The sequence below is a fragment of the Bacillus mesophilum genome (genome assembly GCF_008923265.1).
Lineage (GTDB): Bacteria > Bacillota > Bacilli > Bacillales > Cytobacillaceae > Cytobacillus > Cytobacillus mesophilum.
This window is the reverse complement of the sequence record NZ_WBOT01000006.1, coordinates 117686-133091: the sequence shown is the minus strand read 5'-3', so window position 1 is coordinate 133091 and position 15406 is coordinate 117686. Positions and strand designations below refer to the sequence as shown.

12 protein-coding genes are annotated in these 15406 nt (G+C 40.3%); 11 read left to right on the top strand and 1 reads right to left on the bottom strand.

The window, feature by feature from the left end; genetic code table 11:
- Positions 1-17: 17 nt before the first annotated feature.
- The 7 genes from F7732_RS17385 to F7732_RS17355 all read left to right on the top strand — a co-directional run bounded on the left by F7732_RS17385 (position 18) and on the right by F7732_RS17355 (position 8346).
- On the top strand, positions 18-1157 hold the full coding sequence (locus F7732_RS17385) for a DUF445 domain-containing protein (RefSeq protein WP_151575348.1): 1140 nt from the start codon (positions 18-20) through the stop codon (positions 1155-1157).
- Between the two features lie 355 nt (positions 1158-1512).
- Positions 1513-1863, top strand: a complete 351-nt coding sequence (locus F7732_RS17380) for a YlbF/YmcA family competence regulator (protein ID WP_151575346.1) — start codon at positions 1513-1515, stop codon at positions 1861-1863.
- A 215-nt stretch (positions 1864-2078) separates the two neighbouring features.
- Positions 2079-2600, top strand: a complete 522-nt coding sequence (locus F7732_RS17375) for a D-glycero-alpha-D-manno-heptose-1,7-bisphosphate 7-phosphatase (protein ID WP_151575344.1) — start codon at positions 2079-2081, stop codon at positions 2598-2600.
- A 120-nt stretch (positions 2601-2720) separates the two neighbouring features.
- A complete protein-coding gene (locus tag F7732_RS17370) occupies positions 2721-3587 on the top strand; it encodes a Cof-type HAD-IIB family hydrolase (RefSeq protein ID WP_151575342.1) in 867 nt (288 codons plus the stop codon).
- Between the two features lie 193 nt (positions 3588-3780).
- A complete protein-coding gene (locus F7732_RS17365) occupies positions 3781-5289 on the top strand; it encodes a coproporphyrinogen III oxidase (RefSeq protein ID WP_151575340.1) in 1509 nt (502 codons plus the stop codon).
- Between the two features lie 460 nt (positions 5290-5749).
- Positions 5750-7372: a long-chain fatty acid--CoA ligase gene (locus F7732_RS17360; RefSeq protein ID WP_151575338.1), complete on the top strand. Its 1623-nt coding sequence runs from the start codon at positions 5750-5752 to the stop codon at positions 7370-7372.
- Positions 7373-7572: 200 nt separating this feature from the next.
- Positions 7573-8346, top strand: coding sequence for an enoyl-CoA hydratase (locus tag F7732_RS17355; RefSeq protein ID WP_151575336.1), 774 nt, complete (start codon positions 7573-7575; stop codon positions 8344-8346).
- A gap of 170 nt (positions 8347-8516) precedes the next feature.
- On the opposite strand, the gene F7732_RS17350 is transcribed toward F7732_RS17355, so the two are convergent.
- The gene (locus tag F7732_RS17350; protein WP_151575334.1) at positions 8517-8702 is read right to left on the bottom strand and encodes a YhzD family protein; all 186 of its coding nucleotides are present in this window, start codon (positions 8700-8702) and stop codon (positions 8517-8519) included.
- A 139-nt stretch (positions 8703-8841) separates the two neighbouring features.
- Between F7732_RS17350 and F7732_RS17345 the strand changes: the two genes are divergently transcribed.
- From F7732_RS17345 to F7732_RS17330, 4 genes are all read left to right on the top strand, one after another.
- Positions 8842-9741, top strand: coding sequence for an ABC transporter ATP-binding protein (locus F7732_RS17345; RefSeq protein WP_151575332.1), 900 nt, complete (start codon positions 8842-8844; stop codon positions 9739-9741).
- Positions 9734-10987, top strand: a complete 1254-nt coding sequence (locus tag F7732_RS17340; protein WP_151575330.1) for an ABC transporter permease — start codon at positions 9734-9736, stop codon at positions 10985-10987. Before F7732_RS17345 ends, F7732_RS17340 begins: the two co-directional genes overlap by 8 nt.
- 128 nt (positions 10988-11115) lie before the next feature.
- Positions 11116-12339 carry a metallophosphoesterase family protein gene (locus F7732_RS17335; protein WP_151575328.1) on the top strand — a complete coding sequence of 408 codons (1224 nt, stop codon included), beginning with the start codon at positions 11116-11118 and terminating at the stop codon, positions 12337-12339.
- A gap of 4 nt (positions 12340-12343) precedes the next feature.
- A complete protein-coding gene (locus F7732_RS17330; RefSeq protein WP_161598907.1) occupies positions 12344-15343 on the top strand; it encodes an ATP-binding protein in 3000 nt (999 codons plus the stop codon).
- Positions 15344-15406 lie beyond the last annotated feature (63 nt).

Genomic DNA, 15406 nt, shown 5'->3' with positions numbered 1-15406 from the left:
GAAAGAAGGTAGAGGGAATGCAAATTACGATAACCATTTTACTTATGGCCGGAATTGGAGCTGCAATCGGCGGCTTTACAAATTATCTGGCGATCAAGATGCTTTTTAAGCCTTATAATCCTGTTTTTATTGGAAAATGGCAGCTGCCATTTACCCCAGGATTAATTCCGAAGCGCAGAGGAGAGCTCGCTGATCAAATGGGTAAGCTAGTTGTCAATCACTTGCTTACACCAGCAAGCATTAAACAAAAATTTATGAATGAAAAGTTTCGAACTGAATTGACTCTTCTCGTTCAGAAGCAGCTTGGCAGCTTTTTAACATCAGATCAAACACCAGAACAGCTTTTTGAAAAAATGGGCATTACAAATGCAGTGGAAAAGACAGAAACACAAATCGACTTACTCGTGGAAAATAAGTATGAGCAGTTTATGGGCAAATACCGCGATAAGCCGTTGCGTGACGCTTTGCCAGCTGAGATTATTGAAAAAGCAAACAGCAAAATACCGCTCATTACGTTAATGATTCTGCAAAAGGGGATTTCTTATTTTTCCAGCATGGATGGGTATACGCGCATTCAGCGCATGGTCGATGATTTCGTCCGCGAACGAAACGGCATGTTTGGCAATATGCTGCAAATGCTGGCAGGAAACATCAATCTTGCTGATAAAATTCAGCCAGAAATCATTAAGTTTCTAAAAAGTGAAGGAACGGCAGATCTAATTACGACTTTAATAAAAAATGAATGGGAAAAACTGCTTGAACGCGAAGCTGCTTTTTTTGAAGATCAATTTGAAAAGGAAAAGCTCGTTGGGATGGCCAAACGATATGTAAAGAAAGCTATTAACGCAGAAAGGCTATACAATACACCTGTTTCTGAGCTGACTGCTAAATACCATGACACTATTGTTGATGATATAGCGCCAAAAATGGTTGCGTTCGGTGTAAATGAGCTATCAGAAAAAATAGAAACACTGATGGAACGCCTGCGCATAGCAGAAATAGTAAAAGAACAGGTAAGCGGATTCTCTGTTGCAAGGCTCGAAGAAATGGTCTTCTCCATTATTAAGAGCGAGCTGAAAATGATTACGTATTTAGGCGCTCTTCTTGGAGGAATAATTGGAATAGTCCAAGGGATTATTGCACTATTAATGAATTAAAGGTATATGATTAGATTTCAAAGAACCAGTCTGTTATAGTGGTTTGGTATCCAGAAAAGCGGAAGGCGCTTGCCCAGGGACGACAAGCTTAAGGCGAGACGGCTGGAAGGTTGTCCTTTAACCTTCAAGACGGAATGACTTAAGACCTCGAGTCCCTAGCGCCTAAAGCTAGACAAAGAAAAGCGGAAGGCGCTTGCCCAGGGACGACAAGCTTAAGGCGAGACGGCTGGAAGGTTGTCCTTTAACCTTCAAGACGGAATGACTTAAGACCTCGAGTCCCTAGCGCCTGAAGCTAGACAAAGAAAAGCGGAAGGCGCCCGATTAGCGCCAGCTGCTAGAAAAAGGAGTGTCTATTATGGCAGTAAACGTATTTGATTCAGCATATGAACTTGAAAAAACAGTGCGTCAGAGCGAAGAATATGCATCATTAAAAAAAGCGTACGATGAAGTGAATGCAGACCCTTCTGCAAAATCAATGTTTGATAACTTCCGCAACATTCAATTAGAGCTTCAGCAAAAACAAATGTCCGGCCAGGAAATCAGTCAGGAAGAAGTAGAGCAGGCTCAAAAAGCGGTTGCGCTTGTACAGCAGCATGACAAAATTTCTGCTCTCATGGAAGCAGAACAGCGCATGAGCATGGTCATTGCTGAACTTAACAAAATCATTATGAAGCCGCTTGAAGATTTATACGGAGCTGCCGAGTAAGAGTGAAAATAAGCATTTAACACGAACATAGAGCCGAATGATTAGGAAGTGATCTCTAATCATTCGGTTTTTTGTTTGTAATTTTATACTATATCTATCAAACATAAGCGCAGGTGGAACTGGCTTATTTAAATTCACAAACCTTGTGCGATTGTGTATGAATTTAATGTAATTTGCCGTTACTATATAAGATAAAAGAAAGGAGCAGAGATGATATGAAGCAAGCAATTTTTCTGGATCGTGATGGTGTCTTAAATGAAGTTCTGACAGATCGGGTCAAATTTGTAAACAAACCTGAACAGCTTTTTTTACTGGAAGGTGCAGCTGAAGCTGTTGGAGAACTTACAAAAAGCGGCTATGACATTTTTGTCGTAACCAATCAAGGCGGAGTTGGTTTGGGGTTCATGAAGGAAAAACAGCTGGTCGAAATACATAGCAGGCTGGAAGAGTTAGTTGGCGAGTATGGCGGCAGCATTACAGAGGTTACCTATTGCCCTCATAAACCAAAAGAAGGCTGTGAATGCCGCAAGCCAAATGCTGGAATGCTTCTAAGGCTCGCTGAAAAATATGAAATTGATCTCGCAAACAGTGTCATGGTAGGCGACCATGAACGTGATATAGAAGCAGGGATTAAAGCGGGCTGCAAAACGGTGTTTATCGGCAATGAAGAAACGAAAGCAGATCGAAAAGCAGATTCACTTAAAGAAGCAGTGCCGTCGATACTAGAATTGCTTTAAATCACGAAAAGATAAATCAGCATTACTAGAAAAGCTCAGCTGCAGTGATTGTTCTATTTCTGCTTCCTCTCTCATACAAGTGTTATAGGGACAATTTACACCATGAATGGGGGCAAAAATATGATTTATCGACTGCTCGCTTTAAATATTGACGGTACACTGCTGCAGTCAAACGGCAGGCTGCACAAATCTACAAAAGAAGCAATCGAGTATGTGCAGGAAAAAGGCATTTATGTAACCTTAATTACATCCCGCAGTTTTCCATCTGCGAAAAAGGTTGCGAAGGCTTTGAAGCTGGACACACAGATTGTGACGCATAGAGGAGCATTTATCGGTAAGAACATCGATAAACCAGTTTATGTGAATAGAATTGCAGAAGAAGTCACATATGATATTATTCGATTTCTTGAAGGGTTTCCTTGTCAAATTAGAATCGTGCATGAAAAATTTGCATTAGCCAATAAATATAAGCTCAATCATAACTTAATGGCAAAGACGGTATTTTCCTCAGGGGACCCAGTTTTCTATTCACAGCAATTTGTTGAATCTGTGAGTGAGACCATTTTAGAAGAGCCTGTTTCACCGCCGAAGATCGAGGTGTACTTTGAGAACAGCGAGGATCTTGAAGACGCAAGAACTGCGATCAGAGGAATGTTTTCGGAGGTAGACATGCTTAAGCTCAATGACCTTCGCCTTGAAATTGTGAGTGCTGGCGTTTCAAAGCTTAATGGTCTCTTATACTTAGGCGAGCAGCTTGGCATCCGCAGTAACCAAATGGTTGTCATTGGAGATGGTATGGACGATCTTGAAATGATTGAAGCAGCCGGATTAGGAGTGGCGATGGGCAATGCGCCAGCTGAGGTTAAAAATGCTGCAGACTGGCTGACAAGAACCAACGACCAGCACGGCGTCACCTACATGGTCAAAGAACACTTCCGCAAACAGCAGCCAATCCAATTTTTGCGCAAAATGAACTTATTAAAATAATATTGCATTTCCTGGGCTAAAGAAGAAATTCTTTAGCCTTTTGAATATAAAGCTAAATGATAGAAAGGATCGTTTACACATAGAAGTTACTCTAATATTGACCTAATAAACTCTCTTTTGTAAACTTAAAGAAGTTTGTTTAAATACGATCCTATTTCTACAAGGAAATAGTTTTTATAAAAAGGTGATTCTAATGAAACTAATGATAAAAGGTTTAGAGGATGAGCGTTTTCATCGTCCGCTCCGTCTTATTGCCAATTTGTTTTTTGAAGAAAGTGACATTGTGATGGAAAATGAAGCAAAGGATGCCGAGGTGCACATCGCTTTTGAACTTTCTATGGATACATCGGTTCATGTTTCTGCAAAGCTGCAGGATCTGAATGGAGTAAACCATTCTGCTCAATACGAACGTACTCTTGGAGCGGATCTTACAGAAAAAGAAGAGTTTAAACAGTTGAAGCATGCTGTTTCATATGTATATCTGACAGTATTGCAGGATTGGACAGGTGTAAGACAAAAGTGGGGCATTTTAACCGGAATAAGGCCAACTAAACTGCTGCACCGCCACATGCAAAACGGGTACCCGCTTCCTGCGGCACATCAGCAGCTAAAAGAAGATTATCTAATTACAGATGAAAAGATAGAGTTAATGCAAAGGATTGTCGATCGCCAGCTTGCTGTTGTACCGGATCTATATGATCTCCAAAAGGAAGTCAGCATTTATATCGGGATTCCCTTTTGCCCGACGAAATGTGCGTACTGTACATTTCCCGCATATGCCATCAATGGCAGACAAGGTTCGGTGGATTCATTTTTAGGCGGCCTTCATTTTGAAATTAGAAAAATCGGGGAATGGCTAAAAGAAAATAACGTAAAAATTACGACCGTTTATTATGGCGGCGGTACACCGACGAGTATTTCGGCCGAAGAGATGGACATGCTTTATGAAGAAATGTACACCTCATTTCCGGATGTAGAAAACATCCGTGAAATTACGGTCGAGGCAGGACGCCCGGATACCATTACACCGGCAAAATTAGATATATTAAAAAAGTGGAATATTGACCGGATCAGCATTAATCCTCAATCCTATACGCAAGAAACACTTAAAGCGATCGGCAGACATCATACGGTCGAAGAAACGATTGAAAAATTTCATCTTGCCAGAAATATGGGTATGAATAACATAAACATGGACTTAATTATCGGTTTACCAGGTGAGGGCTTAAAAGAATTTGCTCATTCTCTTGATGAAACAGAAAAGTTAATGCCTGAATCTCTTACTGTTCATACACTTTCGTTTAAGCGTGCTTCTGAAATGACGAGAAATAAAGCGAAGTATAAAGTGGCGGAACGGGATGAAGTCGAGAAGATGATGGAAATGGCTGAAAAGTGGACAGTTGAAAAGGGGTATGAGCCGTATTATTTATACAGGCAAAAAAATATCCTTGGCAATCTAGAAAATGTAGGTTATGCTCTTCCAGATCAAGAGAGCATCTATAATATTATGATTATGGAAGAACTGCAGACCATCATTGGGATCGGCTGTGGAGCAGCAAGTAAATTTATTGATCCTCAATCAGGAAAGATTACCCACTTTGCCAATCCAAAAGATCCGAAAACATACAATGATAGCTTTGAAGCGTATACGCAAGAAAAAATTGATATATTGAACGATCTATTTTTACAAAAACAAGAATAAACCTTCAAGAAAAAGACTGTGACATAAGTATTTAACATCACATAGAACTGAATGGTTAGGAAGTTCATCTTTCTACTCATTCGGTTTTTTATTTGTTTTTAAAATTGTATCTTTTTAAACAAGCCTGTTCCATTGCGCTGCGGACCCCCGCTTTCCGCGGGGAGGAAGCTGAGCCTCCTCGGAGCTAAAAGCTCCTGCGGGGTCTCACCCTTTCCTCTACAGCCCGCAGGAGTCGAGGGCCCTCCGCTCCATTTCACTCAGGTTAATTACCACACCAATTACATTTATATCTCAGTCTTAGTAACATTATTTAGTTGTGTCAAAGCCATTTTTTCTTTTTGAATAAAATATTTTCATCAAAGCAGGATAATCGTCATGGGAGACGAATGATATAAAGACAATCAATCATATACTTCTAAGAGTAAAATGTAAGCGTTTACTATTAAAAGGGGGAATGTTTATGATGATGCAAACACCTTTGACGATGACGCAGATGATTAGAAGAGCTGAAAAGTTTTTTCCAAAAAAAGAGGTTGTCTCAAGAACAGGCAGCGGCATTCAGCGCTTTACGTACAAAACGATTGCAGAACGAACAAAAAGGCTGGCTGAAAGTCTGCAGAAGCTTGGCATTAAACGTGGAGATAAAGTTGGTACATTAGCATGGAATCATCATCGCCACTTGGAAGCCTATTTTGCGATTCCGTGCAGCGGTGCTGTTCTGCATACAATTAATATCCGACTTTCTCCACAGCATATTATATACATTATCAATCATGCAGAAGATCAGGCGCTGCTGATTGATCCTGACATTTTCCCGCTAATTGAAAAGGTAAAGGACCAGCTGACAACTGTGAAGGCATTTATTGTTATGTGTGCTGAAGGTGAAATGCCTGAAACAACAATAGAATCTGTTTATAATTATGAAAGATTGCTGCAGGAGGCAAGCGGAAACTATGAATATCCTGATGATTTAGATGAAAATGCACCTGCAGGGATGTGCTATACATCAGCAACAACAGGTAATCCAAAAGGAGTTGTCTATTCTCACCGCGGCATTGTTTTACACAGTATGGCGCTTGGAATGGCAGATAGCGCCGCTGTCAGTGAAAAGGATATTGCACTGCCAGTCGTGCCAATGTTTCATGTCAATGCCTGGGGACTGCCTTTTGCAGCGGTATGGTTTGGCACAAGTTTAGTATTGCCTGGTCCTTACTTTACACCAAAATTAATAGCGGAACTAATAGAGGCTGAAAAGGTGACCATTACTGCCGGCGTTCCTACCATTTGGCTTGGATTGTTAAAAGAACTAGATGAAAACAACTATGACATGAGTTCACTGCGAAGTGTCCTCTGCGGCGGATCAGCAGCACCGCGCGGGATGATTAAAGCATTTGAAGAAAAGCATGGCATTCCGTTTATGCATGCTTATGGAATGACAGAAACGAGTCCGCTTGTTGTTATTTCTTCATTAAAAAGCTATCAGGAAGAACTTTCTTCAGAAGAAAAGTTAAATATTAAAGCAATGCAAGGCATTCTCGTCCCTGGATTGGAAATGAAGGTTGTCGGAAAAGATGGAGAAGCATCATGGGACGGCAAGGAAATGGGCGAATTAGCGATACGGGGACCGTGGATTGCATCGGGGTATTACCGTGATGAACGATCGGATGAAGCGTTTCGGGATGGCTGGCTTTATACCGGTGATGTTGTGACTGTTGATGAAGAGGGCTTTATGAAAATTGTAGACCGTACAAAGGACTTAATAAAAAGCGGCGGTGAGTGGATCTCCTCGGTTGATCTTGAAAATGCACTGATGGCACATGAAGCCATATTTGAAGCGGCCGTTGTCTCTGTTCCGCATGAAGAATGGCAGGAACGACCGATTGCGTGTGTGGTTTTAAAGGAAGGATACAAAGGAACTGTAACGAAAGAAGAGTTATACACCTTCTTACAGCCGCAGTTTGCGAAATGGTGGCTGCCTGATGACATTCTTTTCATGGAGGAAATACCGAAAACGTCTGTCGGGAAGTTTCTGAAAATGAGATTAAGAGATCAGGTTCGAACAATGAGTTCGGAGCTGAAATAATATAAGTTGTGGACCTAAGCGCTTGGGATATTTTGTCCAAGCGCTTATTCAAATGTTCCCTTTTTCAAAGCCTGTTGCTTTGATCATTAACAAGGGATCCATGATGTCAAATATTATTTTGATGAATTATTCTGAAAATATTTCTCAAATGATGATGTTCTCTTTATAATGGAAGAGAGATGGAAAAGGAGGGAATAACAATGGGAAAAGTAAATCTGAGTGTAAACGACCGAGTTGCAACGGTCGAGCTAAACCGGCCTGATGCGTTAAATGCACTTGATGTTGAGATGTTGAGAGAATTATTGAGTGTATTAAAAGATGTGAGCAATTCGGATGGAATTGATATTGTTGTCCTGCTTGGTAAAGGCAGAGCGTTCTCATCTGGCGGGGATATAAAAACAATGATGTCGGCTAAAAATGAAAGCGATTTCTATCAGGTGATGGACTGTATTAACGAATTGGTTGTAACTCTTTACAGTATGCCTATGCTGACAATTAGTGCAGTGAGAGGGGCAGCTGCTGGTCTAGGGCTTAGTTTAGCTCTTGCAACCGATTATATTATCGCTGATTCTGCTAGCAAGCTGGCGATGAACTTTATTGGCATCGGCTTGATCCCTGATGGAGGGGCACATTTCTTCCTTGAAAATAGAATTGGTGAAGATAAAGCAAAACAGCTGATCTGGGAAGGGAAGATCTTAAGTGCAGAAGAGGCGTTTTCCAAAAACATCATTCATGAAATAGCTGCTGGAGAGCTGGAAGAGGCCCTTGATGCGAAGATTAATAAATGGCTGAGCAGTCCTGTACAAGCTATGATCAAAACGAAAAAAATACTATCCGATAAAAACCGGCCATTGCTTTTAAAGGTGCTTGAGCTGGAAAAGCTGGGACAGGCCAAAATGAGAGAAACACAGGATCATAAAGAAGGGATACAGGCTTTTATCGAAAAAAGAAAGCCAGTTTTTCAAGGGAAATAGTGCTAGTTAGGCGGGACTGTCCAATGTTGCTGTACGCAAAATGGATAGCCCGCCTTCCTTTTTGTAAACTGTTATTCTTTCATAAATCCATTTGTAAAAAGGATGTTTTACATTAAAAAGAAAATGCTATGAAATATGGCTGGACAGAGCCAGATGATCAATCCACATAATCAGCGGTGGAATAGAATGAGTTTGCCAGCAGGAGAGGTACAGCGATGCGTCTTTTCATGCATGGCTTTTTCGAGCAGCAGGTTCTCTCCTTTTGTTTTAGCTTCTTGGTCATTTTGTGCCTGAAAGGCTTCATCCAGAATTTTTTCACCGTCTTGTTCAAAGACTGTCAGTTTATATGTTTGCATGAGGATTCTCCTTTTCATAAAGAATTCTGACTGTTACCACTATTCAATCATACGAAGAGAATGAACGCAATTTTTTTAATGGAACTTTTTTCTTTCCTCATTCGTATATAAGATATGGCCGTTTAAAGGAGGAGATTATATGGTATTAAAGCTGGCCCAAGTCACAAAAAGATTTGGTTCATTTACAGCCGTTGATGATTTATCACTGGAAATCCCGGAAAAAGAGATGTTTGGCTTTCTTGGTGCAAACGGTGCAGGTAAAACAACTACCTTTCGCATGGTCCTTGGATTAATTGATCCTACCGATGGAACCATTACATGGAAAGGAAACAGGATTGATTATAAGACAAGTCATATTATCGGTTATCTGCCCGAAGAACGCGGCCTATACCCAAAGATGAAGGTAAAGGATCAGATTGTCTATTTAGCACGATTGCGGGGAATGCAAAAGCAGGATGTTTTGTCGGAGCTTGATTATTGGCTGAATCGATTTAAGGTGCCAGAATATGCTGACAAGAAAGTGGAAGAGCTTTCTAAAGGCAATCAGCAAAAAATTCAATTTATCACAGCTGTTATACATAAACCTGAGCTATTAATCTTAGATGAGCCGTTCAGCGGGCTAGACCCTGTTAATGTTGAATTATTAAAAGAAGCTGTAGTCGATCTAAAAGAAAAAGGAACAACTATTGTCTTTTCTTCACACCGAATGGAACATGTTGAAGAGCTTTGTGAGCACCTTTGCATTATGCAAAAGGGAAAGCCGATTGTGCATGGAGCGCTTAAAGAAATTAAACGTTCATTTGGCCGCAAAAATTTAATTGTTCATGGCGATTTTTCAATGGAGTTTTTCAAAACACATCCTCTTGTTCTAAAGGCGAAGCTAACCGCAGAGGGTGCACACCTGCAAATCTCAAAAGAAGAGGATGCGGAAGCAATTTTAAAAGAAATAGTCGGGAAAGGCTTTATCCGCAAATTTGAACTAGAAGAGCCTTCATTAAACGATATCTTTATTGAGAAAGCAGGTGCGGCATATGAATAGTTTTTGGATTATATTATCTCATACCTACTTTTCTAAGCTGAAAACGAAATCATTTATTATTACCACCATCATAACAGCTTTGCTTGTAGCAGGATTGGCAAATATGAACAATATCATCAGCTTCTTCGAAGGAGATGAAGCGGCAGATCAAGTGCTGGTAATGGGTCAGGAATCAGGATTATATGCTCCTTTGGCAGAACAACTAGAGCTTGCAGAAAGTGAACTGATTGTTGAGCAGTTCACTGGAACAGAAGAAGAGGCAGAGGAAGCAGTAACAAATGGCGAGTATAGCGGTTTGCTGCTTTTATCGATGAATAGTGATAATATGCCGGAAGGATTATATAAAGCAAGAAGTGTGGCAGATTCAACAATCTCCGGAGAATTACAGGGTGCACTTCAGCAATTGAAGACGGTCATGGCAGCCTCAGAAGTTAACTTAACACAAGAGCAATTAAATCAGCTTTATGATCCAGTTTCGTTTAATACAGCTGCACTTGAAGATAATGCAAAATCAGCAGAGGAATTGAATCAAGCACGAGGACTCGTATATGTTCTGCTCTTCGTTATTTATTTTGCGGTGATTATGTACGCAAATATGATTGCGATGGAGGTTGCAACAGAGAAATCCTCCCGAGTTATGGAAATTCTGATTTCAAGTGTGCCTCCGATCCGCCAGATGTTTGCCAAAATATTGGGTGTTGCGCTATTAAGCTTGACGCAAATGCTGGTAATCCTTGCTGTTGGATATTATTTTGTAAAACAGAATCTTGACTCAATGCAGGGAGGCTTTTTTGAATTCTTTGGCTTTGGCGATGTTCCGGCAATCACGATCACCTATGCTGTCGTATTCTTTATTTTAGGATATTTCCTGTATGCGACTCTTGCTGCATTTTTAGGATCACTTGTCAGCAAAATTGAAGATGTGCAACAGATGATTACACCAATGACAATGGTGATTGTTGCGGCCTTTTTAATTGCCATGTTTGGATTGACGGATCCTGAAGCATCATTTGTAACGATCACATCTTACATCCCATTTTTCACTCCAATGATTATGTTTATGAGGGTAGGAATGCTGACTCTTCCAGCATGGGAACCGATTTTAGGAATCGCAATCCTGCTGATTTCAATCATTGTACTTGCGATCTTTGGAGCAAAAGTATACAAAGGCGGCGTATTATTATACGGCAAGTCCTCTTCGTTTAAAGACATTAAGAAAGCATTGCAGCTGTCCAATAAAAAATAAAATGTCCACGGCTCCCTTCTGGGGGCCTTTTGTATGTTTTTTTACATTATACGATATATGCAGAACGTGCATTCGCTTTTGAATTCATGTACAATAAGTGCATAAAACCTAATTAAAGAGGGATCGGAATGAAGAAAGTAACATTTATTCATGCGGCGGATTTACATTTAGACAGCGGAATGGCTGGACTGCGCCATTTGCCTCAGCCTATTTTTTCAAAACTGAGAGAGAGTACATTTGAATCGCTCTCAAGCATAGTGGATGCAGCGATCGCACATAGTGTAGATTTTGTCGTGTTAGCTGGTGATTTATTTGATGCAGAAGACCGCAGTATTCGTGCCCAGATTATCTTTATAAAAGAAATGGAGCGGCTCGCCGAAAAGGGTATTTCTGTTTTCGCTGTACATGGGAATCATGATCACATGGAGGGCAGCTGGGTTCATCTGCCTCTCCCGAAGAATGTTCATCTCTTCTCAAACCAAGTTGAAACGGTGGAATTTATAACAGAGTCACAAACTTCTGTTCATTTATATGGATTTAGCTATCATAGCAGGCATGTATATGAGCGGATGATTCAGCATTATAAAAAAAGAGATGGAGCGGATTTTGACATCGGTATTCTGCATGGTCAGCTTGAAGGAGAAAGTGAGCATGGAGCCTATGCTCCTTTTACCATCTCTGAGCTGGCAGTTAAGAACTTTGATTATTGGGCACTCGGACATATACATAAAAGAAATGTGATCCAAAATGAACCGCCAATTGTTTATCCTGGCAATACCCAAGGCCGGCATGTGAAGGAAACAGGAGATAAAGGCTGTTATCTCGTTCAGCTTTCAGAAAAAGGTGCAGAAATGACCTTTATAAATACAGCTCCAGTTGTGTGGTCTGAAAGAGAATTAAATTGTGAGGAAGCTGATTCTTTTCAGGAAATCTATTCAAAGTGCCTGGATCTTATAGATGAAGAAAAAATGACCGGCCAAGCAAAAATTTTAATCCTGACTCTGCAAAATACAGATTTGCCTCCAAAAGATGCTGCTGCTATTCGCGAGGGGGAGCTGCTCGACTTGCTGAAGGAGCATGAAGCAGAAGGGGAAGATGGCTTTATATGGATTGCTGACCTTCTTGTAAATGAAAGAAAAAAATGGAACAAAGAGAAACTGATGTCCGAATCAGCTTTTTTTGCAGAAATGTTTCATGCGGCTGTTGATTTGGAAGGAATTGGTGGAAGCTTAGAACTTTTATATAAGCATCCGGAAGCGAGAAGGTTTTTACAAAAACAGAGTGAAGATGAGCTGGATTCCATTTCAAAAGAAGCGGAAAATCTATTAATGCAGTTACTATATCAAAGTTAAGGAGGTGCTCATCCTGAAAATTATAGAAATACAAATCTATGGCTACGGCAAGCTAGTGGATAAGACCTATTCACAAATTGGCGATTTTCAAGTTTTTTACGGTGAAAATGAAGCAGGGAAATCAACGATCATGGCCTTTATTCATGCTATCTTCTTTGGTTTCCCGCCCAAACAGCAAAACGAATCGAGGTATGAACCAAAAGAAGGAAGCAAGTATGGAGGCAAGCTGACCGTTTTATTTCCGGGCAGAGGCAAAGCAGTTATTGAGCGGGTGAAGGGAAAGTCAGCCGGGAATGTTTCGGTCAGAATGGAAGATGGAACTGCTGGTTCTGAAGCGCTCTTAAAAGAATTGTTGCATGACATGGATAAAAAAATGTTTCAATCAATCTTTTCTTTTAATGTTCATGGATTGCAGAATATCCACCAGATGAATGGCGAGGATCTTGGCAGGCTTCTCTTTTCTGCTGGGGCACTTGGCACAGATCAGCTCCTTCTGGCAGAGCAAACGCTTCAAAAAGAGCTGGAATCCCGTTTTAAACCGAATGGGAAGAAGCCAGCATTAAATCAAAAAATTTCTGAAGTAAAAGAACTGTACAAAAAGCTTCAAATGGCAGAGCAAAAAAACGAGGAATATTGGCATTTTATAAAAGAAATAGAAAAGCTTGAGGAACAGATTAAGAGAATGCAGAAAGACCTGGCTGAAAGCAAAGAGAATGTTCATACTCTTACTTCCTGGCAGCAGATAGAGCCAGTCTTTAAGGAAAATAAGCTTCTTGAGAAAGAATGGTATATGTATAAAGACCTCGTATTTCCAATCGATGGTTTAGCTCGCTACGAACGGCTTCTTGAGGGGCAGCGACCGCTCCTCGCAAAGCAATCTGCTTTAAAGAAGCAGATTACACAATTATCCGAGGAGATTCGAGCAAGCCAGGCAAATAAAGAAATATTATCAGCAGAAAAAGAAATAACAAGTATTTCAGAACAGCTTCCGCTTATGCAAAAACTTAGAGAAGAGGAAAAAACGCTTTCTTTAAAATGTGCAAACATAGAAAGTGATATTCAAGATTTAAACGAAAGGTTAAATATAACCTTATCTGATGACGAAATTGCCTCTATTGATACAAGCATTCATAAAAAGAAGCAAGTATCAGAAGCTGAAGATGAATATAAAAGATTAGTTGCCAAGAAAACGGATTTGGATGAGCAGTTTAATGAGAGTACAAGGGAATTGGATCTGCTCGAGAAAAAAGTGAACGAGCTCAAAGCTCTGCTGCTGTCTCCTAAAGAAGAGAATGAATTGCAGAAGAAACAGGATGAGATTGAGGAAAGAAACAAGCTGCAGCAAGAACTTGATGAAATGAGGAAAAAGCAAAAGGCAGAGAATTCGGGTCGAACGGGAAAGAGACAGCAAAGAAAACCGAAAAACGATACAATGCCAGCCATTTTATTAGCCTGTTTGTTCCTCGTTCTATGTGTTTGGTCGCTGCTTCAGCAAGAATGGCTCATAGGGATTATAGGTGCTGCAGGTCTCCTATTTGTTATATACCATTTCATATTAAAGTCTAAGGCAAAAATGGATGAAGGAGACACTGCCGGCTTAGAGCAGCGGCTGATAGACATAGAAAAGCGCCTTGAACAGCTTCCAGAGCACGATATAAATAATATGGCAGTTTTAAAAGCACAAAACGACGAACGAAAACAGAAACTTAAAGAGCTGGAGATCTATTTGCAGCAGGAGATTCTCTCAAATGAAAAGATCATTTCGGGATTTGAACGTTGGGAAGTTGCCTTTCAGCAATGCAAAAAGAAGCTGCAGGAGCATTGCGCTCATCTTCATCTTCCTTTGCATAATGAAGAGACGCTTGAGCAATTAGGTGAAGCCTATCGTTTGCTTGAACAATTGAAAACTGCTGTAAAAGGAAAAAGACATATTGTTCAAGAGCATGCTCAAACATCTGAAAGTCTAAAAATGCTGCAAGAGAAAATAGATAAACTGGCAGAAAGATTTAACCTTCATCATGAGTTAAGTTATGCAGAGAAGGTTTATGAATTAAGAAAAATGTTAAAAGATGAAATAGCTAAAAAAGGGGAGGAAGAGGAAGCTGCTCGCGAACTTAAGAAGCTGGAAGAGGAAGAGCACACCTATCTGCTTGAGATCAGTCAGTATCAAGAGGAGCTTTCAGAGCTAATGAAGCAAGGAAATGCTGCAGATCAAGAGCATTTTCGAGAGCTGGCAAAACAAGCAGAACGAAAAGAGCAGATAGAAGCGAGAAAAAATGCCTTACAGATGCAATTGCAAATGACAACGTTATCGGCCGAAGAAATGGAATATTTGGCAGGTAAAAAAAAAGAAGAACAAACGCTTGAAGATTTAAAAGGGCTTGTTGACTCACTGGAAAATTCAATTCCTGACTGCCAAAAAAAGTTGGCAGAGTTGAAATATGAAGCGAAACTGATTGAAGAAGGCGGTACACATGCAGATTTACTGCATCGGTATAAGCTAATCAAGGCAGAGTTGGATAGGGATGCAAAAGAATGGGCTAAATATGCAGCAGCACAGCATATCTTGAAAAAAACGATTGCTGCTTTTAAAGATGAACGCCTTCCAAAGATCATTGCAAAAGCAGAGGAACATTTGAGCATATTGACGGATGGAGAATATGTTCGAATTTGGCCAAAGCAGGAAGAAAGCGGCTTTTATATTCAAAATAAAAGAAAAACCTCTTTTGAAGTCTATGAGCTTAGCCAAGCTGCAAAGGAACAGGTATATGTTGCTCTTAGATTAGCCCTGGCGGAAACAGCATATGAAAAAGAGAACTATCCGCTAATCATCGATGATAGCTTTGTTAATTTTGATCATAACAGGACAGAGCGAATGATGAAGCTTCTTCGTTCACTGACAAACAGGCAAATACTATTCTTTACCTGTCATCAGCATTTGCTTTCCCAATTTTATGATAAGGAAATTATTGAATTGACAGCCCCATTGCTGACTAAAAGCTAATTGCTATTGGACGTATAAGGCTGTCAGTTCCTGCCTGAACTTCGAAACTATCGCTTTCTATGT